The organism is Paenibacillus sp. DRB1-1 (genome assembly GCF_052119485.1).
Taxonomy (GTDB): Bacteria; Bacillota; Bacilli; order Paenibacillales; family Paenibacillaceae; genus Paenibacillus; species Paenibacillus polymyxa_B.
On record NZ_JBODQH010000001.1, the window covers coordinates 574,461 to 597,237 of the forward strand.

The 22,777-nt window shown below is 46.8% G+C and carries 24 protein-coding genes; 3 read left to right on the forward strand and 21 right to left on the reverse strand.

What is annotated here, in order from left to right:
* Positions 1-91: 91 nt before the first annotated feature.
* The 9 genes from ACQW03_RS02580 to hemE form a co-directional block, all read right to left on the reverse strand.
* On the reverse strand, positions 92-2,041 hold the full coding sequence (locus ACQW03_RS02580) for an ABC-F family ATP-binding cassette domain-containing protein (RefSeq protein ID WP_025722305.1): 1,950 nt from the start codon (positions 2,039-2,041) through the stop codon (positions 92-94).
* A gap of 121 nt (positions 2,042-2,162) precedes the next feature.
* Positions 2,163-2,741 (reverse strand): TetR/AcrR family transcriptional regulator, encoded by a 579-nt coding sequence (locus ACQW03_RS02585; RefSeq protein ID WP_220027544.1) that lies wholly within the window; start codon positions 2,739-2,741, stop codon positions 2,163-2,165.
* An 83-nt stretch (positions 2,742-2,824) separates the two neighbouring features.
* Entirely contained in the window at positions 2,825-3,631 is an 807-nt protein-coding gene (locus tag ACQW03_RS02590; RefSeq protein WP_441948120.1) for a DUF92 domain-containing protein, read from the reverse strand.
* A 210-nt stretch (positions 3,632-3,841) separates the two neighbouring features.
* Positions 3,842-4,465 (reverse strand): fumarylacetoacetate hydrolase family protein, encoded by a 624-nt coding sequence (locus ACQW03_RS02595; RefSeq protein ID WP_071640237.1) that lies wholly within the window; start codon positions 4,463-4,465, stop codon positions 3,842-3,844.
* A gap of 39 nt (positions 4,466-4,504) precedes the next feature.
* The gene (locus ACQW03_RS02600; RefSeq protein ID WP_220027542.1) at positions 4,505-5,275 is read right to left on the reverse strand and encodes a glycerophosphodiester phosphodiesterase; all 771 of its coding nucleotides are present in this window, start codon (positions 5,273-5,275) and stop codon (positions 4,505-4,507) included.
* 82 nt (positions 5,276-5,357) lie between these two features.
* Positions 5,358-6,836, reverse strand: a complete 1,479-nt coding sequence (locus ACQW03_RS02605) for a CapA family protein (protein ID WP_220027541.1) — start codon at positions 6,834-6,836, stop codon at positions 5,358-5,360.
* A gap of 137 nt (positions 6,837-6,973) precedes the next feature.
* Positions 6,974-8,419 (reverse strand): protoporphyrinogen oxidase, encoded by a 1,446-nt coding sequence (hemG, locus tag ACQW03_RS02610; RefSeq protein WP_258296363.1) that lies wholly within the window; start codon positions 8,417-8,419, stop codon positions 6,974-6,976.
* Positions 8,420-8,426: 7 nt separating this feature from the next.
* Positions 8,427-9,368: a ferrochelatase gene (gene hemH / locus ACQW03_RS02615; RefSeq protein ID WP_025722312.1), complete on the reverse strand. Its 942-nt coding sequence runs from the start codon at positions 9,366-9,368 to the stop codon at positions 8,427-8,429.
* A gap of 31 nt (positions 9,369-9,399) precedes the next feature.
* A complete protein-coding gene (hemE, locus tag ACQW03_RS02620; RefSeq protein WP_061828618.1) occupies positions 9,400-10,446 on the reverse strand; it encodes a uroporphyrinogen decarboxylase in 1,047 nt (348 codons plus the stop codon).
* A gap of 233 nt (positions 10,447-10,679) precedes the next feature.
* Between hemE and ACQW03_RS02625 the strand changes: the two genes are divergently transcribed.
* A complete protein-coding gene (locus ACQW03_RS02625; RefSeq protein WP_071640232.1) occupies positions 10,680-11,900 on the forward strand; it encodes an MFS transporter in 1,221 nt (406 codons plus the stop codon).
* 108 nt (positions 11,901-12,008) lie between these two features.
* Here ACQW03_RS02625 and ACQW03_RS02630 read toward each other — a convergent pair whose 3' ends face one another.
* Complete coding sequence (locus ACQW03_RS02630; RefSeq protein ID WP_441948124.1) at positions 12,009-12,653, reverse strand: O-methyltransferase; 645 nt, start codon at positions 12,651-12,653, stop codon at positions 12,009-12,011.
* 157 nt (positions 12,654-12,810) lie between these two features.
* On the opposite strand from ACQW03_RS02630, the gene ACQW03_RS02635 reads away from it, so the two are divergent.
* Positions 12,811-13,971: a THUMP domain-containing class I SAM-dependent RNA methyltransferase gene (locus tag ACQW03_RS02635; RefSeq protein WP_023987994.1), complete on the forward strand. Its 1,161-nt coding sequence runs from the start codon at positions 12,811-12,813 to the stop codon at positions 13,969-13,971.
* Between the two features lie 188 nt (positions 13,972-14,159).
* Complete coding sequence (locus ACQW03_RS02640; RefSeq protein WP_441948126.1) at positions 14,160-16,142, forward strand: LTA synthase family protein; 1,983 nt, start codon at positions 14,160-14,162, stop codon at positions 16,140-16,142.
* A 173-nt stretch (positions 16,143-16,315) separates the two neighbouring features.
* On the opposite strand, the gene ACQW03_RS02645 is transcribed toward ACQW03_RS02640, so the two are convergent.
* The 11 genes from ACQW03_RS02645 to ACQW03_RS02695 all read right to left on the reverse strand — a co-directional run bounded on the left by ACQW03_RS02645 (position 16,316) and on the right by ACQW03_RS02695 (position 22,585).
* Positions 16,316-16,585, reverse strand: coding sequence for a hypothetical protein (locus ACQW03_RS02645; protein ID WP_023987992.1), 270 nt, complete (start codon positions 16,583-16,585; stop codon positions 16,316-16,318).
* Positions 16,586-16,679: 94 nt separating this feature from the next.
* Entirely contained in the window at positions 16,680-16,901 is a 222-nt protein-coding gene (locus tag ACQW03_RS02650; RefSeq protein WP_007429791.1) for a DUF1450 domain-containing protein, read from the reverse strand.
* Positions 16,902-16,924: 23 nt separating this feature from the next.
* Complete coding sequence (locus tag ACQW03_RS02655; protein ID WP_013309686.1) at positions 16,925-17,227, reverse strand: heme biosynthesis protein HemY; 303 nt, start codon at positions 17,225-17,227, stop codon at positions 16,925-16,927.
* A 262-nt stretch (positions 17,228-17,489) separates the two neighbouring features.
* Complete coding sequence (locus tag ACQW03_RS02660; protein ID WP_071640230.1) at positions 17,490-17,756, reverse strand: hypothetical protein; 267 nt, start codon at positions 17,754-17,756, stop codon at positions 17,490-17,492.
* A 135-nt stretch (positions 17,757-17,891) separates the two neighbouring features.
* The gene (locus ACQW03_RS02665) at positions 17,892-19,112 is read right to left on the reverse strand and encodes a M14 family metallopeptidase (protein WP_076292553.1); all 1,221 of its coding nucleotides are present in this window, start codon (positions 19,110-19,112) and stop codon (positions 17,892-17,894) included.
* Positions 19,113-19,232: 120 nt separating this feature from the next.
* A complete protein-coding gene (gene racE, locus ACQW03_RS02670; protein WP_023987989.1) occupies positions 19,233-20,042 on the reverse strand; it encodes a glutamate racemase in 810 nt (269 codons plus the stop codon).
* A gap of 208 nt (positions 20,043-20,250) precedes the next feature.
* The gene (locus ACQW03_RS02675) at positions 20,251-20,574 is read right to left on the reverse strand and encodes a YtxH domain-containing protein (RefSeq protein ID WP_441948130.1); all 324 of its coding nucleotides are present in this window, start codon (positions 20,572-20,574) and stop codon (positions 20,251-20,253) included.
* Between the two features lie 96 nt (positions 20,575-20,670).
* Complete coding sequence (locus ACQW03_RS02680) at positions 20,671-21,318, reverse strand: helix-turn-helix transcriptional regulator (protein WP_029516682.1); 648 nt, start codon at positions 21,316-21,318, stop codon at positions 20,671-20,673.
* Between the two features lie 8 nt (positions 21,319-21,326).
* On the reverse strand, positions 21,327-21,767 hold the full coding sequence (locus ACQW03_RS02685; RefSeq protein WP_076292551.1) for a DUF86 domain-containing protein: 441 nt from the start codon (positions 21,765-21,767) through the stop codon (positions 21,327-21,329).
* A 24-nt stretch (positions 21,768-21,791) separates the two neighbouring features.
* Positions 21,792-22,079, reverse strand: a complete 288-nt coding sequence (locus ACQW03_RS02690) for a Dabb family protein (RefSeq protein ID WP_013309679.1) — start codon at positions 22,077-22,079, stop codon at positions 21,792-21,794.
* An 80-nt stretch (positions 22,080-22,159) separates the two neighbouring features.
* On the reverse strand, positions 22,160-22,585 hold the full coding sequence (locus tag ACQW03_RS02695; RefSeq protein WP_441948133.1) for a phage holin family protein: 426 nt from the start codon (positions 22,583-22,585) through the stop codon (positions 22,160-22,162).
* Between the last annotated feature and the right edge of the window lie 192 nt (positions 22,586-22,777).

Genomic DNA, 22,777 nt, shown 5'->3' on the forward strand with positions numbered 1-22,777 from the left:
ATATAATTCACTCGCTTTTAATATGAAAAACATATTAATAATTCGATAAAAAAACAAGCCCCCACTCTGAATGGTGACTTGCTTTGTGTTTTTAAGATTTACTTTGTTCAATCTGCTCGGCTAGCTCATTCAGGTAAGTCCAGCGTTCCATTTGGTGTTCCAGATGCTGTTCGGCCTTTGCTTGCTCAGCCATGAGCTCCTGTAGTCGTGCTGAATCACTGAAAGACTCTTCCATCTGCCGCTGAATGTCGGCCAACTTCTGTTCAGCTTGTTCAATCAGCTCATCAATTTGCTCATATTCCCGCTGTTCCTTGAAGGTGAATTTAAGCTTGGTTTTACTTGTCTCCTTGACTGAATCGGAAGGCCCCGCAGACTTAGGCGCGGAAGAGCGATTCGAGGAAGCCGTACTCGTCGAGACAGACGTGTTCACAGAAGATTGAGCATTTTTACTGATCCATTCTGCATACTCGCTATAGTCGCCTACATGTACACGTACCTGTCCATCCCCTTCAAACGCCAGTATTTTGTCCACTGTCCGATCTAGGAAATAGCGATCATGAGAAACAATAAACACCACGCCCGGGAATTCATCCAGATAGTCTTCCAAAACGGAAAGGGTTTGAATATCCAGATCATTTGTTGGTTCATCCAGCAATAGCACATTCGGTGCCGACATCAGAACACGAAGCAGATACAAGCGCCGTTTTTCGCCCCCGGACAGCCTGGAAATAACCGTCCATTGCGCGCTTGGTGCAAACAGGAAACGCTCCAGCATTTGTGCAGCTGTAATCGTCGAACCGTCTGCTGTACGAATCACTTCGGCTTCTTCCTTAATATACTCAATAACACGCAGTGATTCGTTCATTTCCTGATGTTCCTGAGTAAAATAGCCTATCTTCACGGTCGGCCCCAGCACAACGCTGCCGGAATCGGGTTCTACACGCTGTGCAATCATTTGGAGCAGGGTGGATTTCCCACTACCGTTAGGACCTAGGATACCAACACGATCACCAGGAACCGCAATGTAGCTCAAATCCTGTATCAGCTTACGGGAATCTACCGATTTGGACAGATGCTCGATCTCCAATATTTTTTTACCCAGACGTGTGGAGGCGACAGACATATCTACAGATCCAGAACGAGCTTCCGGTTGCTGATCCCTAAGCTGCTCATATCGGTCAATACGCGCTTTCTGCTTGGTGGAACGAGCCTTTGCTCCACGACGAATCCAGGCCAGCTCATTACGCAGCAGGTTCTTCCTTTTTTGTTCCGTAGACGCTTCCCGCTCCTCGCGTTCTGCCTTCAGCTCCAGAAAACGGGTATAGTTAGCCTCATAACGGAAAAGGCGGCCATGATCCAGCTCCAGCATGACATTTGCAACTCTATCCAGAAAATAGCGATCATGCGTGATCATTAACAACGCACCACGTCTTTTTTGCAAATACTGCTCCAACCATTCAACGGACTCATTATCAATATGGTTTGTAGGCTCGTCCAGAATGAGCAACTCGCAGGGTTGGATCAAAGCCGCCGCCAAAGCCACCCGCTTACGCTGCCCGCCGGATAGAACGCCCATACGAGACTCAAACTGGGTGATCCCCAGTCGGGTAAGTATATTTTTGGCCTCACTCTCCAACTGCCATGCCTGGAACGTATCCATTTGCTGACTCGCTCGCAATAGACGGTTTTGAAGCTCCTCGCTACCCGGATTTAACTCCAACAACTCCATGATTTCCGTATATTCACGCACCGCTTTCATCTCAGGCTGGTTGCCATGAAAAATATGCTGGAGTACCTTCATCTCGGGATCAAACTCCGGATTTTGTGCTAAATACTGAATTCGCACATCGTTGTTCACTGCAATATTGCCATCATCTGGCGGCTCTAAGCCGGAAATTACCCGTAAAAACGTTGATTTGCCGGTACCATTTACACCGACCACCCCTATTTTGTCACGTTCATCCATACCAAAGGAAGCATCCTCAAACAACATTTTCTCGCCATAGCTTTTCGTTATATGTTCAACGGTCATAATATTCATACGGATTCCCTACTCTTCCCCAATTTTGTGATGCATCCTTTTTATTTTAACACAGACACAGCCAATGATTAAAAAAACCGTTACCTGAACGAAGTCAGTACGGTTTTTTAGCAACAAGATGTCAGGATTTTTGTACCCCGGCTTTACAGCCATGCATAAATAAGTTCGCCACTAATTCAGCCGTCTGATCCACGTCACATTCGCGGAAATCTTTATTCAATAAAATATCCATTTTTAGGCGTTCCAACATACCAATGAATGCCTTCGCATGAAACTCGGACTGCTGTACACCCTCTGACGCCAGTTTATTTTTGACCAAATCAGTATAGTCCTGAATAAATCCCCACATAAACTCCATTAAATCGGGGTCACTGTTGGGGGTCATAAAAAATAATTTAGTATGCTGCTTGCGCTTGAAATAGTAGTGCAGATGCAAATTTGCCATCCGCAGCAGTCCTTCTCCCAAAGTACGATTGATTAATGCGCCTTGCATTTCGGCTAGGTATCGCTCGCAATCTCTACGTGTGACTGCTGTAAATAGCTGCTCTTTGCTTTTAAAGTACAAGTATACTGTGCCTTTGGCAACTCCCGCTTGTTCTGCAATCTCGGAAATTTTGCTTTCATAAAAGCCTTTGGTGCCAAAGACGGTGTAAGCGGCGTCCAAAATAGCTTCATATTTATCTCCGTGTATATCGCCCATCTTAGCACCTCCTTATACAAGGATTGAAACACGGTCAATTCTTAACACAATTTTTTTCCTTTTAATGATCTCCAGCCCTGTGTTCAGTGTATAAAAAAAATACCTGCAACAGCGACCAATCCTCCGAAAATAGAACTAATGCTATTCACTCGATCATTGCTCATCCAACGCCAGCCTCGTACATAGACCGTCGTTTGTCCACAATGTGAGTCTACTTCTACTTCCCGTCCGCAAACCGTGCAGGAACGCATCATTTGCACCGTAGCACCTAGATAGGAATCAGCAAAGACCCCGGCGCTACCGGATATACCTCCAACCAGTGCCCACAGCCATAACGGCAAGCTCGGCGTTCCTATGGCGTGTCCAAAGCCCCATGCACCTATGCCGATCAGTACACCCCCAGCCAAGGCCGCAGCCGTTCCCAATACAGATACTCCTCCTGAGGTTCCGGGTGCCAACACCTTCCCGTTAAGCACCGAACGGGGTGGCCTACGACTCAGGCTGCCGAATTCCGTTGCCCACGTATCGGATGTTACCGTAGCCATGACACCGACAAAAGCCAGCTGCCACGTAACATGAGGCCATATCGCATAGCCCAGGCATAACAGCATACCTAATCCCCCATTGGCCCATACTTGGCCTGCATCCCGGTTTCCGGTTTTGGCATACGATTTTTCCAGCTCAGCCTTGCGCTCCTTTTTGAACCTCGACAGGAGGGTCGACGTGATAAAGAACAAGAGCAATGTGCCGAACCAGAACAGGTTACCCGCCCCATAATATACGGTTCCCATCAGTACAGCCGCGGCAAAGCCAGATAAGGTTAAGGATTTTTTATAAAATGCAGCTCCCGCCACCACAGCAGCACAAAGCAATCCGATGATCCAGTCCATGATATACCCCCGCTTTTGAAATGAATCTCCGTTTTTCTTTTTTCGTTCTGTATATTATTGTACAATGCTCTACACTTATATAAAAGCCGTGTCCCATGCTTTGGCACAGGACACGGCCTTCACAATGCTTTTCTAAGGGAATCGCTCTTTATTTCCCAACTACCAAGAACATTCCCTTTTTTAATCCTCTTCAAGATGCCGTTCACAAGTTTATGCGATGGTGAAGCTCCCCTGACGATCACTCCCCCAGAAAAGCTCAAAGCGATCCCCGCTTGCTGTAGGCCCTACTCCTGCTGGAGTACCTGTAAAAATAATATCTCCTTCACCCAGCCCATAATGAGTCGCTATATATTCGACGATGTGCTGGATAGAAAAAATCATATCCTTAACATGTCCACGCTGGACTTCCTGTCCATTTTTGATCAAGGAAAAATCCTGCTGCTCCAGCATGTCCAATTTTTCTAAAGGCAGGAATGGTGTCACGGGAGCAGACGATTTAAAGCCTTTGGCGGCGGTCCATGGATGGCCTTTTTTCTTGAGAACACTTTGTACATCACGCAGGGTAAAATCAATGCCGAATGCAAATGCGTTCAGACATGTATCTGCGGACATGCCTGGTTCGTATTTACGTCCTACAGCCACGACCAGCTCAGTCTCAAAATGAATATCTCCCTGCCCCTGAGGAAGCTCCAGTGTGGCGCCATCCAGCGGCACAACCGCATGAGACGGCTTCAAAAAAATCATCGGTTCTGCGGGAACCTCATTACCCAGCTCCTCCGCATGCAGCTTATAATTGCGCCCAACACAGTAAACATTACGAATTTCCACGTTCATTACGTTCCGTCACCCTTCCCGCGTATGTAGTCCAATTGATTAACGAATAAGTTTACGTATATAGTGCCACATCCGGTGCTTGGAAAGCAAAAAAACCTGCTCCCAGCGATCCGGCCAATTGGTGCAAATCATCAATTCAGGATGCAATGAGGACAATTTCCGCATTATACGGCGGTCATCCACCGTCCACGCCATGACAGTAATACCGCGTCCAGTGAGATCTTTCATCAGGTTTCGATCCAAACGCGGATAGCCCATGGATAAAAAAGTGCATTGTAGCTGCTCCAGTTGCTTTGCCAAATCATCTGGACGTGCGTCGATAATCAATCCGGTACGGATCTCAAGAGACAGCTCCTTAGCCCGGCGTAATGCGGCACGCTCAAAAGAGGTTAATACCACCTCTTCCTCCATCCCTCTTATCACAATTTCACGGAGTACGGCTTTCTCCAGTCCCGGATACATATCTCCCGCTGTTTTAAGCTCAATATTGAGTGATACGCGGCCACGACATAAATCCAGTACCTGTGCAAGGGAAGGGATCATTTCTCCACGGTATTCTGCACTTTTCCAGCTACCAGCATCAAGTTGTTGCAATGCTTTCCAGTCTGAATCCTTTACTTTCCCTGTACCATTCGTCGTTCGCTCCAGCGTAAAATCATGAATTACCACCGGAACACCGTCCTTTGACAGCTGTACATCCAGCTCAACCCAGTGTACAAACGGCTGCTCCAACGCAAGCTTAAAGGCTGCCATCGTGTTCTCGGGAGCAATCCCCGAAAAACCGCGGTGAGCCACGCACAAATGATTCATCTTGTTATGACCTCCATCCACAAAGGAGTCCCTCATACGATCATTCCGTCAATTTCCATATAAAAAGTTTCTTTTCGAACTTCTATTGAGCGCTTACTGTACCATCCGTCCCTATCGAGACATTTCCCGGTGACAGTGCCGCCACTCTCTGCAAAATTTTGCTGGCCTCCGTATCCTTCAATGGGATCGGTTGACCCAGCTCCGCCCGGTAAGGGGTCAGCTTCATTTCGCAAGCCCCTTTTCGGGTACAGGTTGCCTGAAATATCGCTGTATCCCAAGTGGCTGGCACCGTTGATTTAGAAAAAATAAAATTGCCTGTGCTGTATGCGATCCATTTACCTTTATATTGCTCCATCCCTTGAAGCACATGTGGATGACCGCCAATGACAAGATCAGCTCCAGCATCAATAAAAGCGTGCGATAACTCGGTCTGATGGGGCTCAAGTGCAGTAGCGCGCTCCTTCCCCCAATGGGCAATGACAATCACCAGATCGGCCTGCATTCGTGCCTCACGGATGGACTTTACGATAGCGGTCGAATCATAGGCTCCTGCTACACCGGGCAGTTTGGCGCCCGCATTCCAGTTGGCTTCAGGCATGACACGTGTAGTCCCTAATAACGCAATTTTGATCCCTTTACGTTCAAAATAATGCGGCGCATACGCTTCTTTTGCATTACGTCCGGCTCCAGCATGGGCAATACCTTTTTCATCCAGATATTTCAGTGTATCCAGTAATCCGCCTGTGCCCTGATCCAAAATGTGATTGTTGGCCAAATTGACAGCATCTATCCCTGCCGCAGCCAACGCAGTTAACGCCTTGGGCGAAGATTTATACACATACGTTTTATTTAACGCACCCACACCATTCGTTGTCACGGGCGTTTCCAGATTGGCAATCGTCAGATCGTCTTTATGAAACAAGTTTCCGAGATATTGATACGGAAAATCAAACCCATTCTGTTCCAATCGCTGCTCAACTTTACCGGAAAATTGCACATCCCCTACAAAGCGAAGCGTGACTGTCGGAGAATCTGCACCGTCTGTTTTGGATTTTTTTACATCCTCCGTTCCTCCCTTATCGGCGGATGGATTACCGTCGTATACATCCTTGGACGTTTCGTTCCCTGCCTGCCCGTCTTTCCCCGAGGATAATTTTGCTCCTGAAGAGCTGCCTTCGGGAGCATTTGTGTCAGACGTTGCCGCGGGACGATGGCTTGTGTCTGAAGCAGCAGATTGCTTCGTTTCATCGTCAGCAAATTGCTTATCTGCATGGGGGCCTTCGTCCAGCTGTTTATTTGACGAGTCTGTAACATTTTCACTGACCGAGGGAGTAGGTCGCTCTTCACTAGCAGATTCCGTTTGGATTTTCTTCTCCGTTTGCGAATACCCTGCATTTTCCGCAAGAGATCCACTGTTGTCGTGTTCAAATATGTAATAATAACCGAAAAGACCTACGATCATAAGCAGCAGGACCAGATTCGTAATGATCCAAGCCTTGCCTATTTTTGGTTTTCTTGCTTTCTTGCGACCTTCATTTCTCTGTGATCTGGGAGGGTACATTCTTCACTCCTTCTATGCTATTGCATATGCATAACTTCATTATTAGCTGGCGAATTTTACACCTTCTCCATTATATATCAAATTTCAATATAAATAGAACCCCTCGCCTGCATCGCGAAGGGTTCATCATTGAACATTTACACCTGTACCTTGACCGCTTCCTGCTGTGTCGTTTGGACGGCATGGGAGGCCCATTCCTTAGCCTGACGGATGCAATCCGGCAAACCAATCGCATCATAGCCAGCACCCAACACATACACTCCCGGCATGGCAGTGCGTAACTCTTCCCGCAAATCAGCTATAGCCTGCGGGTGCCCTACCGGATATTGCGGCATGGAATTGCGAAGACGTGTAATTTCCGTGAACAACGGAGTTGCTGTAACTCCCATCATCTCTTTCAAATCCTTACGTACCAGTGCAATCAGCTCATCATCCGGTAACTCTACAGTTTCTTCAGCTCCTGCTCGCCCTACGTAACAGCGCAACAGCACCTTATCATCCGGGCTAGTATGTAGCCACTTGGCAGACGTCCATGTACAAGCGGTCACGCTGCGTCCTTCTTTGCGAGGGACCAGAAAACCAGAACCGTCAAAGACATTCTCAATATCTGTTTTATCGAAGGCCATGACCACGTTTGCTACGGAGACGTAATTAACGGCTTCCAGTGCAGCCACATTGACATGATCTCGCAATAGCGGCGCAGCAGCAAAGTTGGGAGTCGTTACAAAAATATCATCTGCCTCTAGCGTCTCTCCATTGTCCAGCATAACGCGATATGGGCTGTCTCCACTATCCGTTGTCTTTGCGAATTCTGTAACAGCAATTCCGGTGCGTAAATCACAGTCATACAAATCATTCAGCAACGCATGCACCAAACTTTGCAAGCCTTGACGGAAGGTCAAAAAGGCGCTTTTTTTCGTACCCGTATGTGTTTCAGCTGGTTTTCGGCCTGTCATCATCCCGTGAATGAGGCTTCCGTATTGTTGCTCTACCTCAGCAAATTGTGGGAAGGTCGCCTGCAAACTTAGTGTCTTCATGTTGGCAGCATAAATCCCCGCCAGCAGTGGCTCGGTTACATTTTCCAGCACTTCTTTGCCCAGTCGGCGTTCAATAAAATCACCCAATGCCTCATCTCCCGGTACACGGCGAGGCGGAATGACAAAATCCATCATAGCCCGCATTTTCCCGCCTAGAGAGATCAAGCCGCTGCGCAAAAAGGGTTTCAGCTCTGTTGGAATCCCAAGCACCAGCCCAGGAGGCATCGGATGAAGCTGTCCTTCATGCAAAATGTATGTCTTTTTAGCCTCAGGATTTGTGCTCACCAACTCATGATCCAACTCCAGCTCTTTTGCCAGGTCTATCATGGCCGTTTTACGGGCCAGAAAGGAATCTGGCCCCTTTTCAATTACAAAACCATCTTTATGCAGCGTTTCAATTTTCCCGCCCAGCACGGAAGCTTTCTCCACCAGCGTAATTCGAGGTGTATAGCCAGCTTCTTTGTACATTTTTCGTGTATAAAAAGCAGTGCTAAGCCCGGTCAAGCCTCCGCCTACAATTACAATATTACGTAACTTTTGCTCCATTATGTCCTCATCCCTTTTTCCATTGGTCTATGATGACATCACTAAGCGTCTCCATGTACAGTGGATCACTGTTGAGTGAATCAATACGCTGAAAACGCATATCCAATTCCTTCGCCAACGCCTGTGCTTCGATATCCAGATCGTATAACACCTCTAAGTGATCAGAAACAAAGCCAACTGGCGCAGCCAGCACATACTCCACTTGCTCCTCTTTAAGACTGTGCATGGTATCCAAAATGTCTGGCCCCAGCCATGGCTCTGCTGTACGACCGGCGCTTTGCCACGTAAACTGCCAGTTGGTAATTCCCGCCTTGTCCGCAACAGCCTGCGAAGTAGCCATTAATTGCTCCACATAAGGATCACCCATAGCCAAAATCCGTTCAGGCAAGCTGTGCGCACTAAATAGAACACGAACCTCATCCCGCTTGGCTCCAGCTTCTTCAAAAAGCGCCAGTTTGGCATTTACACGCTCAGTCAGCGTCTTAATCAGCTTTGGATGAAGATAATAGCTCTCCACAAATGATATGGCCAGATCCAGTTCCTGTGCCTTAGCCTGTGCGCGCTTAATATAAGTGCCTACACTCATAACGGAATAATGCGGAGCCAGCACGACACCCACCGCTGCACGAATGCCATCTTGCACCATGGCTTCCACACCGTCCTCAATAAACGGTTTGGCATGTTTGAGTCCCTGATAACAGACAAATTCAATATCAGGGTTGCGATTTTCCCGATTTAAGGTTTCCTGCAGGTTTTGAACCTGCCGATCCGTATTCTGCCGCAACGGAAACACACCGCCCACAATAGCTTCATAACGATCCTTTAATTCCTTTAACTGCTCCGGCGAGGGAGCATTACCGCGACGAATATGTGTATAATAGGCTTCCACCTGATCCAGACTCTCCGGCGTCCCGTAGGACATGACCAGTACACCCACTTTGGTTTTCATTAGCAGATCACCTCTTAACGTTTCTAATGTATTAATTTTTTGACAAAACCGAGCGGGAATACTCATGTACATAGTTAGTAAGCTCTCTTAGCTTATCTAGCGAGGCCTCAGGAAATAAACCATGACCGAGATTGAAAATGTAACCCGGCTCTAAGATGCCTTCATCTACAATGGTTTTTGCATACTGCTTGATAACATCGATTGGTGCAGTAAGCACATAGGGATCCAGATTTCCCTGTACACCAAAACCGTTCCCCAAGCGACGACGTCCTTCAGGTATACTTACCCGCCAGTCCAGTCCAATCACATCGGCTTTTAACCCATTCAAGTGTGGGAGCAATTCACCAGAACTTACGCCCGGGAAATAAATTTTAGGTACATCCAGATCAGATAGTTCATGGAAAATACGTGTGATAGTCGGCAACACAAAAGTTTGAAAATCATAAGGCGAGAGCGCACCTACCCAACTATCAAACAATTGAAAAGCCTTACCGCCATTAGCGATATGGGCACGCACGTATGTAATAACCATGTCCCCTAGCTTATCCATCAGGCGATGCCACAGTTCAGGCTCTCCATACATCATCGCTTTGGTGCGAATATATCCTTTGGAGGGCCTTCCTTCTATTAAATAGCTTGCAATGGTAAAAGGTGCTCCAGCGAACGTAATCAATGGCACGTTTAGTTCACGGTCCAAAATACGGATCGTTTCCAAAATATGACCCAAATCGCGTTCCACATCAATTGGACGCAACTTATCTACGTCTGCGGCTGACCGGATCGGATTATCAATAACCGGGCCAATATTTTTGACAATATCAAAATCAACCCCTAGCGAGGCTACCGGATTCATAATATCAGAATATAAAATTGCAGCGTCCACCCCAAGCTTGCGCACGGGCATCAAAGTCACTTCTGCGGCCAACTCGGGCTGGCGGCATATTTCAAGCAACGTGTATTTTTCTTTAATTTTGCGATACTCAGGGTCATACCTTCCGGCCTGCCGCATGTACCATACGGGAATATGATCCACAGCTTGCTTGCGGCAAGCGCGGATAAAAGTATCATTGTAGGTCATGACTTCAGCCTCCAGTTCGAATCATAAATACTATATTTTATTATGCCCTTTTTCAAGAGTCGTAACAACCGCAGCTCTCGAACAAACCATGACAAACCCATGACATTTGGATAAAGTTTCAATGAAGTGTGCTATACTAGAGAAATGGCTTTTTTAAAGCTCCGGAGAAGTTATGCTTTGATAAGTAGGATTTACAACAGGATGAGAATGGGCAGAAAGGAAGTGAAAGCACATTGAAAACGTGGGAGACGTGGAAAATCAATCTCATTGTGCTTTGGTTCGGTCAGTTTCTGGTCAATGCGGGTATTACGATGATTACTCCGTTCCTCGCCCTGTATCTGGCTCAGGACCTTCATGTGAAGGGAGAGCACGATATTGGTCTATGGGCCGGAGTTATTTTTGCCGCTAACTTTTTGACTTCATTTATGTTCCAGCCTTTGTGGGGCAAGCTGGCTGACCGATATGGACGTAAAGTCATGCTGCTTCGCTCAGGCTTTGGTATGGCTTTGGTCATCGGATGTATGGGTTTGGTCACCCACCCGTGGCAACTGCTGGCGCTTCGCCTGCTGAACGGTACGATTTCGGGTTTCAATCCGGCATCGATTTCCCTAGTGTCGGGTACCACTCCCAAAGAGCGAACCGGATTCGCTATGGGGATTATGCAATCCGGTCAGATGGCTGGCACGATTCTCGGCCCTCTGCTAGGCGGATTTTTGGCTGACTGGGTCGGATTCAGACCGATCTTCTATATTACAGGCTCTCTAATTTTTATAGCCTCGCTCATCGCAATGTTTCTGGTTAAAGAAAATTTTAGCAAAACGGAAGCCGCACGCATACCGCAAATTTCGGTTCTTGCCGGATTAAAGGAGCTTAGCCATACGCCCCAGCTTCCGGCTTTGTTCACCGTAACGTTTCTGCTCCAGTTTGCCATGATCAGTACGGTATCTCTGCTGCCGTTATATGTGCAAAAACTGTATGGGTCGGCAGAAGGAATTGCGTTGATTGCCGGATTCGTTACGGCTATTACAGGCGTATCCAATATGGTTGCTGCACCGCTCCTTGGAAGATTGAGTGACAAGATAGGGGCGCACAAGATTTTGACCATTGCACTGCTCGGAACGGCGGTTATGCTCATTCCGCAGGCTTTTGTCAATGAAGTATGGCAACTTGTCATTATCCGTTTTTTCATGGGTGTATTTATGGGCGGTCTGCTACCAAGCGTAAATGCGTTGATTCGCACGTATACACCGGAAGGAATGGAAAGCCGTTCTTTCGGCTTCAATACCAGTTCGCTAGCGCTTGGAAATATGCTGGGTGCTGTCATTGGCGGGGTGCTATCCGGGTTTATCGGCATTGAAGGACTGTTTATCATGTCAGGTGTCCTGTTAATCGTCAACATATTCTGGGTACGCATGAAGCTTTTTGATCGTAAGGCTACGCCTGATTTTAGGTAAGATAACCTCCAGGTAAGACAAGCCTGCCTTAACAGATAAGAACCTCTTGTCCACGTCGCCGTGGACAAGAGGTTCTTTTTTTGTATAGCTATACATAGGGAGTGAACGCTATTTAACTCGAGCTAGCGCCAATCCATCGTACGCTGGCAAAAGCGTGCTGACCAGCCGCGGATCTGTTGCTATCGTTTCGTTAAAACGTCTCACGGCCTGGACGGCAGGGCCGTTCTTATCCGTATTCAGCGTCCGTCCCCGAAGGAAACAGTTGTCTCCCGCAATAATGGCACCCGGATTCGCCAGAGCAATCGCATATTCCAGATACACTGGGTAATTTTCCTTATCTGCATCAATAAAGAAAAAATCGAATGTTCTTCCCTCTTCCTGAAGTTCCTTCAAACTATCCGCTGCGGGTCCGATACGGTATTCGACACGGTCACCGTAGCCGTTGTTTTCCATATGTCGATGTGCCAGCACTGCGTACGCTTCTTTTAGCTCCAGTGACACAATGCGGCCCTTTTCTCCCAGCCCACGGGCCAGACATAATCCACTGTAGCCGCCTAATACGCCGATTTCCAGTACATTCTGTGCGCCAGATACTTCAATTAGAAAGGTCAACAGTTTTCCGTAAGGATGAGCAACGGATACTTCCGGCATACCTTCTTTAACGATAGCCTCCCTAATACTGCGCAGTGCTTCATCCTCTTGTACCAGCTGGTCTACATATTGTTCAGGCGTCATATTTGGTGTAATTTCCACGGTTCATCTCTCCTTCTTGCTTAATCATAGCGCAGGTTGGACGTGATGTCCTTCGTAAATTTTTTACCTTAATGATTTGTCTCTTCGAGTACAATGACCTATACTATAGGGATTGAACCAAGCTTACATGATTATGGGGACGGAGTGAATACGTTTAATGACTCAACTGCAACTAATTGCAACTGCGCCAATGGGACTTGAAGCCGTCGTGGCCCGGGAACTCAGAGAACTCGGATACGAAGATCTGACCGTTGAAAATGGCCGCGTCGTTTTTACCGGAGATTATATGGATATATGCCGGTGTAACCTGTGGCTTCGCACATCAGACCGCGTGCTTATAAAAATGGGTGAATTTGCTGCAACTACCTTCGACGAGCTGTTCGAGGGTACCAAAGCATTGCCTTGGCAGGATTGGATTCCTGTAGATGGTGAATTTCCCGTAGAGGGACGTTCGCACAAATCACAGCTTAGTAGCGTACCAGCCAGTCAGGGAATCGTCAAGAAGGCGATTGTAGAGAAGCTCAAGGAAACCTACCACACAGATTGGTTTGCTGAAGATGGCCCTCGTTACGTCATTGAGGTTATTCTATTGAATGATCGTGCGTTACTGACACTTGATACGACCGGTCCAGGACTGCACAAACGCGGCTACCGTAAGCTCGTTACAGAGGCGCCTCTCAAAGAAACAATGGCTTCTGCTCTTATTCAGCTTAGTCGCTGGAGCCCTGACCGACCATTCTATGACCCATGCTGCGGTTCCGGTACTTTGTTGGTCGAAGCTGCCATGCAAGCCTGGAACATTGCGCCAGGCCTGAGACGTACCTTTAACTCGGAAGACTGGCCTGTCATTGGCAGAGAATTATGGGATCAGGCTCGCGACGAAGCGATGGATTTGACCCGCGATGACATTCCTTTTGAGATTGCAGGTAGCGATATCGATCCAAATGCCATACAAGTTGCTGAGGCAGCTGTAAAAGCAGCAGGCTTTGCTAAAGACATCCCTCTTAAGGTAATGCCTGTAACTAAAGTCAGACTCGAAGGACAATATGGTGTGATGATTACAAACCCACCTTATGGCGAGAGACTGAGCGAGCAATCCGAGGTGGAAAAGCTGATCCGTTCACTCGCACGCACGGCAGCCGAGATGAAGACTTGGTCCTTCTTTGCCATCAGCTCCACCAAGCAATTTGAGCATTATTGGGGCCGTAAAGCAGACAAGCGCCGGAAGTTGTTTAACGGCCGGATCGAATGCCAATACTATCAGTATCTGGGCCCTCTGCCTCCGCGCCGCAAAGATACTTCGCCGTTGCAGCCTTAAATATGATGAAGTTTAGGCCAGGAAACGAACCCTCTGTTCGTTCTTCTGGCCTGATTTGTGCTGTATTTTCTTTACTTAATCATTGAAATGCGTGAGATGAGCGCTATAATAATTAAAGGCATTTCGGTTTTAACATTACGTTAATATGTAGTTTATACTAGCCGAACATTTCTGCCGGAGGGGGTAAAGTGTTGGTTATTCGCACGTCCAGTGCAAGTCGCACTGGTAACACGTTCAGCAGAATGCTGCTGTCTCGATATTTTGGATTAGGTCTGTTTTTTGTACTTATGATCGGCAAGCTCGTACTGATTCACTATAACTTGCATGCCCAAAATATTGACATGAATCCGCTGGATTATGTCATCGCTATTGGTTCGATTTTACTTGTGAGCTTCTGGACCTTATGGCTGCCACGTCGCGGACGTTTGATTGCTCTTGTGGTGCTCGATGTTTTGCTCACTGCGCTCATTTATTCCGACATGGTTTATTATCGGTATTTCCAGGATTTCATTACGATTCCCGTCTTACTTCAAGCAGGACAAGTTGATTCTCTGGGCGGAAGTATCGCATCCCTTATGTACTGGTGGGACCTTTTCTTTTTTGCGGACTGGATTCTATTCATTCCGTATGTCATATTTGTGGCTTCCTTACGGCGTCGGTTTACAACGAATGATACTTATTTAGAAGCATCCCGAAGCTCGTTCACAAGGAGGTTCCTGCTTCGCTTCTCCAAAGGAGCATTGGCCTTCCTGATTGGCTATGTATTAACATTTGGACCGATCAAGTATTATACCTCCACGTGGGCAACTGGCATATTTGTCGGCAACTGGTGGTCAATGGCCTTGTACAACGTAACCGGATTGATCGGATTTCATGGATATGACATCTACCGCTATGGTCAGGATCATCTTGGTCCCCAGCCAACATTGGCTCAAGCGGAATCCGATAAGGATAAGGAATGGTTTAATCAGCACCAAAAGTTGCTTCAGGTTAAAAATGATCTATCTGGCAAGTATAAGGGCAAAAACGTGATGGTCATTCAAGCTGAAGCGTTCATGAACTTTTTTATCGGCAAACAGATCAACGGTCAAGCGATTACGCCTAACTTTGACAAACTGACGAAGGAAAGCATGTATTTCAACAATTATTTTCACCAGACTGCGCAGGGTCGTACTTCGGACGCGGACTTCTCTACACATGCTTCGCTGCATCCGCTCCCTACTGGCTCGGTATTTATCCGTTATGCGGACCATAAATTCGATACGTTACCTTCCATTTTGAAGGATACTGGGTATAGTCCCAATGCGTTTCACGTGTACGACAGCAGCTTCTGGAACCGTTACACCATGTATAAGGCAATGAACTATGACAAGTTCTACAGTAAAAAAGATTTTAAAATAGATGAGCCACTGGGTTGGTCACTGGGGGATAAATCCTTTTTCCGTCAAACGCTCAATGATCTCACCACCGAAGTTAAGCAGCCGTTCTACGCCTATATGGTCGGTATCTCCAGCCATCATCCGTACAACCTGTCACCTGACGCGGTAGATTTGGACGTTGGCGAGTTTGAAGGTACCATGTTCGGAGACTATCTGAAATCTGTCCATTATGTAGATGAAGCACTGGGCGAATTGGTAGATCAGATGAAGAAAGACGGACTGTGGGATGATACGATCCTGATGTTTTATGGGGATCATGACAATTCTATTAAAGACAAAGCACTGTATGAGAAGTTTTTAGGCAAGCCACTTACGGATCTGGACATGCAGAAAATCATGAATCAAGTGCCATTGCTTGTGCATCTTCCCGACGGAAGTCAGGCGGGCACGTATACGGAACCGGCAGGTCAGTTGGATCTGACGCCTTCCGTAATGCACCTACTTGGGATTTCTACAAAACCATATCATTTTATGGGGAACGATCTGTTTAGCGGGAAGCCTCGTATGGTTGTGCTGCGTACGGGTGCTTTCACAGATGGACGAGTGTACTACATTCCATCTGAAGACGGTACATTCTCCAAAGGGACCTGTTACAACCTGAATACAGGTCAGCCTACAGATGTAAACGCCTGCGGACCGGGCTATACCGAAGCTCTCAATCGGTTGAACATATCCGATCAGGTTATCACATACGATCTTATTCGCGAATGGGAACCACAAACAAAGAAGTAACTCCTTCTGTATCTAATAGACTTTCTGTAGGAGGTTGCTAACATAGCATCCTCCCCGGACTCCTTGAAGGATGTTGATCGCATAACTGCCCTGTATATAACAAAAAAGCACGATCCATCAGCTTGTAAGTGCTGTGGATCGTGCTTTTTTATATGGATTGTCACTCGACTGCACTAGGAACGCAACGTTTTTTTAGCTTGTTCAAGCCGTTGTACCTCTTCACCAAGCATGTCCTCCGCAACTTCTACTGAGTCGTCACCAAGGCTATCCTTTGCCTGCTGTATGGCATGTTCAGCATGAGTGCGAGATTGCTCCGCCTGTTCAATCAGTTGCTCAGCCGGATGTGACAATGCCTGAGAGACGGCATTGTGTAGCCTGTCCACCGAGTTTTGTGTTTGAGCTTCAACACTGTGATTGTCGAGATTAGAATCATATTGGGCCATGAGTCACTCCTCCTTCTGGGCAGTGGTCTACATCCATTAGCATGGATCAGAAGAAGGGGAACTATTCAAAAATTGTGAATGCTGCGTACTGGAACTATTTGATAAAGCGCGCAGCCTTCTCCAATACTTCATCCTCTGTGGCCGCACTCACATAACGTCCGTTCACATATACAAACGCTCGTTTCCCACAAGGACCGCAATACGATTTGCAGCCGATTTTGATCTCGGCATCTGGTGCCATCTTTTGCAACTTGGGCAAGATCGTTTTCAAGCGGATATGATTGCATTCATCACATACGCGAATATCATTGGCCATCTGTCATTCCTCCGAGCTCCGGCTTAGTGGTCGCCGTGATTACCTTGGGAAGGGTTAGTAATGACAAATCCTTCTTCGGGGAAGTACAAGTAATCAATTTTTACACCATCCAGCAGCGGCTGGCCGTTTTCCAAAATTACGTCAATACCTTTATCTGTAGATACGACAGTATCTGTTTCTTTAGGCGTGTCCAAATCCAGCCCGTAATGAGCATGATCTCCATGAGCATGAGTAATAACAACGCGCAGGCTCTTCCCTTGGTTCTCTTCCTTATCCAGTTCAAGTTTCAATACTTTAGCTGCGTTACGAGTAATTTTGCAGTTCATCAAACTTTCATCTCCTTCATATTCATTAAATGAAATGTGGTTCATTGGATACATATCCACACCACACAACCTAGCGGGTAAAATCAACAACTCAAATAATTAGCCTCTATCCCAGAGGGAAGGAGGTACTATGGCAGCATAGCTGCGTCTGAAACATCATCATGAGCCAATAGATCACAATTATATTCAGCATAGCAAAAGGCAATATTCCTATTGTAAAGAAAATCGTAAAAAATCGCAATCACGAAATTCATAAGCTTATCTACCGAACACGTACATGCTGCTTTTCAAGCACATCTGGATATTTTCGTTCGGCACGGGTGACAAACCAATTCATAAGCAATAGCGTCACACCAATATCGTCGATGGGCATAAATGGCATGACATCAGGTAATATCCAATAGAGCAATACAGGCACCGCAAAGAGTAACTTTTCTCCCAGCGGAATCCTTGATGAAGTAATAAATCGGGGCATACGACGAAATACATGTGACCATTGACGGAGAGATAGTAATCTTTTCCACTTCATAGTTGTTCACTCCATTTCGAATGCTCCTAAGTATATATCCCCCATTGAAGGGACATGTAAAGAGGAACACTTATAAAAAACGTGTTCCTCCTAATACGCGCAAATGATTCGATACGTTTCAGTAGGCCGAATTTTTCACCATGACAGCACTGTTGCCATTAACATGCCCACTTCTGCTGCAATATCATCGTAATCACGCATGGGCAGCGGATTTACACCTAGACCGACTTCAACGGTAAACCCTGGTTTACCAAATCGCTGTATAAACCAATCCTTGTACCCTGCATCGCTCCCACCCAGCTTTACCGCCCGGTACCCTGTTGCGGCAGCTAGCCGTAAGGCCCAATCTCGGCTCTCCTTAGGCTCTAGATCCCGATAATTCCAATAGATCTCCTGTCCCTGACTGTGTATGGATAACACCATGTCGAACTGTTCGCGCTCCGTCAGATCAGCAAGCGCTTTGGACTCTGGTTCAGACAAAGGTGCAGGTCCTGCATAGTCTCGTCGAGACGGACCTATTTTACCGCGTCTGCGTACCTCCTCTTCCCAATATGCCGGAAATTGATCGTTGAGGTCGACACCACGAATATTGGCCTTCCAACCGCGATAATCAGCACGTCCTTCATTCCACTTTTTGAGGTCATGATACAACGGATGAGTTGGGAGTACACCTTGTTGCACCAGCTCTACCCCATCCGGGTTGACCATCGGAACCACCCATAGGGAAGTATGCTCCAGCAAATCCTGCGGAGAACCTCCATACACCCATTGAGAGGTCCCTATATGTTCTTCAGTCCCATCGATCCCTTGTGCATATTGCTCTATAAAACGCAGCAAACAAGGCGTCGTCAGCCATTCATTAGCATGAACAGAAGCATTGGCATGAATTTTACGCGTTCCCTGCCCAATACGTACATAAGGAATATCCTTCCCCATGACACTGGTGCCAATGCTGCCAACTTCAATAAACGGATATCTGCGGCCCAAGGCCGCTAGGTCTTCCTTTAAATCTTCATATCCATACTCTCCACGTAATCGTACAATCTGATCCTGATGGTCTTCAGGAATAACAATTGTTTTTCCTTCCGTAAAATCATGCTCCACAAGTCCTGGATTGGCTAGCCGTAATTCATCAAGCTCCACACCAAACTGCTTGGCAATCTGTCTTGCATACTCACCAGGCTGAATAACGTATTTACGATCCGTAGACGGACGAATATATAACACTTGACCACTAATCAGATAGGGTTGCGTGGCGGCCCACGGATTATCTACGATCAAAGTATCCACCGATAGTTTAAAAGCCGAGGCGACCCGGTGCAATGTATCTCCTTTTTGAACGATATATTCCCTCATCTTACTACGCCCCTTCCATCTGCCTTATTGCATGTTATGCAGACGCGGCGTGTCTTGATGTAGCGAAAAGCAAAACAACCGACTTCTTTTGTCCAATGACAAAAAAAGTCGGCTGTCTCGTTAATCCAAATTGGTGACTTGCCAGACGACAGGCGTTTGGCGAATTTGCTCCCCGAGCCACTGTGCGGCAATGCGCTGGAACAATTCAGGATCGCCGGAACAAAAGAGTTGATGTACCGGCGTTTCGTCCCCAGCTTCCAACTTGCCTTTGTTATACAAAATAGTACTCGTCTCACGCGCCGTTTCATCTGCCGAGCTAATGAGCTTTACTGCAGGCCCCATGACTTCTTGAATCGTTTCCTTCAAAAAGGGATAATGCGTACAACCAAGAATCAGACAATCAATCGGATACGTTTGAATAGGTCTCAATGTCTCCTCAACAACCTGCGATGTCGTCTTGGAGCGGAATAACCCTTGTTCCACCAATGGAACAAGCGCAGGACAAGCATGGCTCACCACGTCTACATAAGGAGACAATTGCTTGAGCGCAGCTGTATACGCTCCGCTTCGAATCGTACCGACAGTCCCAATCACCCCGACATGCCCGGTAGCAGTCGCACTAATCGCAGCACGAGCCCCAGGGTGAATGACTCCGATCACCGGAATGGATACCTTTTGGCTTATATAGTCCAATGCCGCGGCAGTAGCCGTGTTACAAGCAATAATAATGACTTTCGGATCAAATTGAATCAGAAAATCAACCATTTGCTCTGTAAATTTTTTAACCTCTTCCGATGGTCGGGGGCCATACGGAGTGCGCGCAGTGTCTCCAAAATAAATGATTTTTTCCCGTGGAAGCTGACGCATGACTTCTTTTACAACCGTCAAACCTCCTACACCGGAATCCAATATTGCAATCGCTTGCTGCACGTACACACCGCTTCCTTTTTTGTTCAAATATGAGTTATTTCATCTCGGAAAGCTATCCGTTGCTACATACCTTATGTCGTATTCGTGTAAAAGGTACCCCAAAAGATTACCCTAAAACGAGGAAGTGATCAATAAAAAGGCTCCACCCCAACGGGAGAAGCCACGAATTCAAACTGTATTCAGTGTTTCACCTACGTTTTACAGACCGTTACAGAGCATCTTTTTCCGTATCTTCTTGAACCATCGCTGATGAAATACTAACCTCAGGAATAATTTCACCCTTTTTACGCCATTGCCCGATTTCATGAATGACGGCTGAGGCTGTCTCCTTAATTTTGTCAGTATACTCAATTGAGGTGTCTGAAATTTTCCCCGCTATCTCCTGTCCCTTATCACTTACGTTGCGCGCCTGATCTGTAATATTCTGACGCAGCTCACGACCTGACTTAGGGGCAAATAACAAAGCAGCAACCGAACCAACAATGCTGCCTGCCAACGCGCCTCGGATAAAACTTTTGCAGTTCTCCTTCATCATCATCTCTCCCTTGTGCCCGGGCGAATGCCCATCTGTTAGTGCATTATAAGCATGGAGAGCTTGTCATGATACAGAAAACAAGCCTGAAAAGTTTTACTTTTTTTTAGAGCGGATACGATACAGGCAACAACGGCCCCCATCCGCCAAACAATCCTCACGGACAACCTCGGCATCAAGCAGCTCCTCAAACATTTGCTGCTCGCATTCACAAGCCTTGCGGTAACGGCCTGCAATTTGAGAGATAGGACAATTGTATTCCACAATAGAGTAACTACCATCCTCTTCCTCGCGCCACTCTGCCATATATCCGGAAGCATTCTGGATGCCCGAAAGCTTTTCTACACGTGAAGCCAGTGTAGTCTCCCCCTCTATGTGAGGGGCGTAGCGCTTCATCATTTTACGTTTTCTACCGTCAAACAGCGAGTAAACAGCTTCCATTCCCTGCTCTTCATCTAGCTCCTCTAACAGTTCCAGTAGCAGATGATCATAATTACGAGGAAACTGCTCGCTTCCCTGCTCGCTCAGGCTGTATAAAAACGTCGGGCGTCCCATCGCCTGTCTCACGATCGTAGCCACGATCAGACCATCCTGCTCCATCAATTTGAGATGCCTGCGCACTCCCATTTCGGTAATGCCCAATTGAGCTGCCAAGCTTCCGACGCCCACAGGTCCCTGGGTTTTCAATAATGTCATGATCATGCGCCTAGTGGGCATTTCGGGTACGATATACTTATCCGTCACTTTTGCCTTTACACTCCCTCGGGCTGGGGACCCAATTCCTTATTTAAATAATCATGCACGTTAGATGCAAAAAGCTCCAGCAACCCAGGCAGCTTTAGTGTAAGCGGGTGAAGGCTTGTCCGGTCCCAATGGAAGTACTCCTGTACTAGAGGTTTACGTAAGCATACCAGCTCTACTAGCGAATGAAATACGGTATCATCCAGTACACCTTCCTCATGAATGATACCGATAATATCCTCATAGCTACTAGCGTCACGCATAATAAATCCGTCGATGATATAGCTTCCTACATCCGTTACCGTCTCAATTGCCAGATGAAGACAGCGCTCCTGCACTAGCCCCTGCAACAGATCGCCGTTCCAGGCAGCAGAAGTCTGGCGAAGTCCGGCGACAATGTCGGGAACAGCCCCTAGTCGAAGCTCAATTTGTTCCCGGTTGACATAATACAAGGTCCTGCACCTCCAGTAATCGCTTTAGATTTCATAATCAACTGCGATAGATACATCCTTCACTTCATTCATGTGTACAATAATTTCCTGGTGCACAGGGTGTACCTGATACGTTTGCAAATCCTCCAGTGTTTCGACAACAGCGGTAAGGGAAATATCATAAGAACGTTCCGAACGAATCACATCCGTACCTACTTCGAGTGACAGCAGCTCTTTGATTTTGCCGTTCATGCTGCGCAAGATGGATGCTGTGTGCTCAATGCTTTCGGGGGAGCGGTCTTTCAATTTGAACAAAACAATATGTTTAATCATGCGTATAGGCTCCTTATCTTAAAATGTTCTCTTGAAAATTTTATCATAACGCCCCACATACGGAAAGAAACTTTGTAATTCTAGCGATCTTTTCCGCCATTTTTACCATCAGACTCCTTGTCCTTTAATAGGGCAAAAAAATTCTTGAGCTTCGGTGGGAGCGGCAGACCCATTCGTGAACAGTTTTCCGTAATAGAGATTAATTCATTGGATAAATAAAAATACGTCGCTGCCCCTTTCATGATTTCGGTACCCATCAGGAGATCCACGTGATGCGCCAAAGAAATCACCATTAGCATTAAAGCCTTTCTCGCCAGACCCCAAAAGCCAGCTTTACTGCTTAAACCTTGCCCAGTCTTAATTGCTGCGGCGACTCCAGTCACATAATCAACAGCCATTGCAACCGTGAATAGCACCATTAGCTGATTCCAGCCGCCAAAGGCAAACGTAACAAGGGCTCCTGCGGTAGCGCAAATCATACTAAACATACTCGGATTAATATTCATACCTCTCCTCCTCTCGGGGCGGTTACTGTAATATATGCAGCGACATGGTAACCCGTAAAGTCATATGACCTGTGGATAGACATGAATTCATAGATTCATATAAAGCGTGCTGCAAACTTCACAACTCCGAGCAAATACAACAAAAAGACACCTTCAAAACCACTATATAAATGGTTGAAAAGGTGTCTTTTC